Origin of the sequence: Streptomyces graminilatus, from assembly GCF_001418565.1 — a bacterium.
GTDB classification, from domain to species: domain Bacteria; phylum Actinomycetota; class Actinomycetes; order Streptomycetales; family Streptomycetaceae; genus Streptomyces; species Streptomyces graminilatus.
In genome coordinates this window covers 1-2,904 of the sequence record NZ_LIQQ01000652.1, presented here as the reverse complement: position 1 = coordinate 2,904, position 2,904 = coordinate 1, and the positions used below count along the sequence as shown (strand labels likewise).

General features: G+C 69.5%; 2 protein-coding genes. One reads left to right on the top strand and one right to left on the bottom strand.

Going from position 1 to position 2,904, the window contains the following annotated elements:
- The coding region (locus AOK08_RS48600) for an SDR family NAD(P)-dependent oxidoreductase (protein WP_198539529.1) at positions 1–2,552 on the bottom strand (2,552 nt) is incomplete at its 3' end.
- A gap of 99 nt (positions 2,553–2,651) precedes the next feature.
- On the opposite strand from AOK08_RS48600, the gene AOK08_RS46895 reads away from it, so the two are divergent.
- The coding region (locus AOK08_RS46895; protein ID WP_206743419.1) for a hypothetical protein at positions 2,652–2,904 on the top strand (253 nt) is incomplete at its 3' end.

The window sequence follows — 2,904 nt, the reverse complement described above, 5'->3', positions numbered from 1 at the left end:
GAGCACGCCGTGTCCACCGTCACCGCCGGCCCCTCCAGCCCCAGCGTGTAGGCGATCCGCCCCGACATCACACTCGCCGAGTTCCCGGTGCCCAGGTAGCCCTCGGCGGGTTCGGGGGTCTTCAGCAGCAGGGTCGCGTAGTCCTGGCCGTTGGTGCCCATGAACACACCGCCCCGGCCGCCCCGCAGCGACGCCGGGTCGATACCGGCGTCCTCCAGCGCCTCCCAGCACGTCTCCAGCAGCAACCGCTGCTGCGGATCCATCGCCAACGCCTCACGCGGCGAGATACCGAAGAAACCGGCGTCGAACCCAGCCGCATCCGACAGAAACGCCCCGTGCTTCGTGTACGACGTGCCGGGGTTCTCCGGATCCGGATCGAACAGCCCCTCCAGGTCCCAGCCCCGGTCCACCGGGAAGCCCGACACCGCGTCAGCCCCCGACACCACCAGATCCCACAACTCACCCGGCGAACCCACACCACCCGGGAAACGGCACCCCATACCCACGATCACCACCGGATCGTCGGTCAACGGCATCGCGCGCACCGGGGTTTGGTCCGTGGCGTGCGGCGTCCCCGCCCACTCGGTCCAGAGATGAGCGGCGAGTTCGTTGGGGGTGGGGTAGTCGAACACCAGCGACGGGGGCAGTGCAAAACCGGTCTCCGCGCCCAGACGGTTGCGGAACTGCACCGCGGACAGCGAGTCGAAGCCCAGATCCTTGAACGCACGCCCGGGTACGACCGTGTCCACCGACGCGTGCCCCAGCACCAGCGCAGCCTGCTCCCGCACCAACGCCAGCAGCAGCGCACGCTGGTCCGACTCCGACTGCCCCAACAGTCGCGCACGCAGATCCTCGGAGCCCACATCCGCCGTGGGCTCCGCCTTCCGGACCGCCTGGGCCTCCGGAACCTCGTCGAAGAGGGCACTACTGCGGTTGCCAGTGAAGGCGGGCAGGAATCGTTCCCAGTCGACCTCGGCGACCGTGAGCAGCCCCTCGTCCCCGGCGATCACATGCCCCAGTTGACGCATCGCGCCCGACGCTCGCATCGGCACAACACCCTGCCGCCGCATACGCCCGGCGACCGCCTCGTCAGCGGCCATGCCGGCATCCGCCCACGGACCCCACGCCACACAGGACCCGACGAGCCCCCGTGCCCGACGCTGCTCGACCAGAGCCTCCAACGCCGCGTTCGCCGCCGCGTAGTTGCCCTGACCCTCACCACCCCACGAACCCGCCACCGACGAGAACGCCACAAACAACGACAACGGCACAGCCAACCCAGCAGTCAACTCATCCAGATGAACCGCCGCATCAACCTTCGCCCCCCACACGCCCGCAAACCGCTCCGGCGACAGAGTCTCGACCACACCGTCATCCAGTACTCCGGCCGTGTGCACGACACCGCACAGCGGGAACTCAGCGGGAATCCCCGCCAGCACCTCGGCGAGCGCCGCACGATCCGACACATCACACGCCACGACGGCCACATCACAGCCCAGCTCCACAAGCTCCGCCCGGAGCGCGGCCGCACCAGGCGCATCAGGACCACGCCGGCTCACCAGCAGCAGACGCCCCACACCCTCACCCGCGAGCCAACGCGCCACCTCAGCACCCAGACCACCCGTGCCACCGGTCACCAGCACCGTGCCACCCGCACGCCACGCACCAGCAGACACCACACCGGCCTGCGCCGGAGTAGACACCATCCGACGCACAAACACACCAGCCGCACGCACCGCCACCTGATCCTCACCAGGCAGCCCACCCGCAAGGATCTCAACAAGCCGTTCGGTCATCCTGCCATGCACGGCCGGCACGTCAAGCGCCCCAGAACTCACGGCTGCCGACGTCTCCGCCGCCGGGAGATCGATGAGGCCGCCCCAGCGCCCGGGATGCTCCAGAGCCACAACCCGGCCCAGACCCCACACACCAGCCTGCCCGGCCGAGACCACCCCGTCCGAGTCCCCCACCGACACCGCACCCCGCGTCACACACCACAACGGAGCGTCAACCCCGGCATCACCCAGAGCCTGCACAAGGACGAGAGCATCGGCCGCCGCCACCGCAGTAGCCGCCACCTCTTCCTCATCCCTCACCGCCAACAGGGAGACCACACTCACCGGATGGTCAGTCAACTCACTTAGCTGGACAGTCAGTTCGGCCCGGTCGAGCCCACCCGCAGCCACCTCGACCGGCACAACCTCCGCACCCGCCGCGTCCAGGGCCGCCAACACCGAACGTACGTCCGCCTGTTCAGCCCCACCGGACGGGATCACGACCAGCCAACGCCCCGACAACCCCACACCCGCACCCGCACCCGCACCGACCCGCGCCGGACGCCACACCGCCCGATAACGCCAGCCATCCACCTCAAACCGCTCACGCCGCCCCCGACGCCACGACGCCAACGCAGGCACCACCTCACCCAACGAGGCATCACCCGCCACCGCGAGCACCCGCGACAGCTCCTCCGCATCCCCCCGCTCAACCACATCCCAGAAGCCGGCATCCAGCCCGAAGTCGGCAGCCTCGCTCTTCACCCCCGTCAGCACATCGGGCCAGAACCGCTCACGCTGGAAGGCGTAGGTCGGCAGGGGGACTTGGCGGGAGGGGGCACCTGCGAGTGTCTTCGTCCAGTCCACCGGGGTGCCGTGGACGAAGAGTTCGGCCAGGGCGCGCAGCGCGGTCGCGGTCTCGTCCTGCTCACGCCGCTGGAAAGGCACCACGCACGCCTTATCGTCCAGGCACCGTACGGCCATCGGACTCAGCGCGGCATCCGGCCCGACTTCGAGGAACGTGGACACGCCCTCCCCGGCCAGCCACTCCACCGCATCCGCGAAGCGGACCGCTTCGCGGACCTGACGCACCCAGTACTCCGGCGTACTGAACTCCGCACCCGCCACA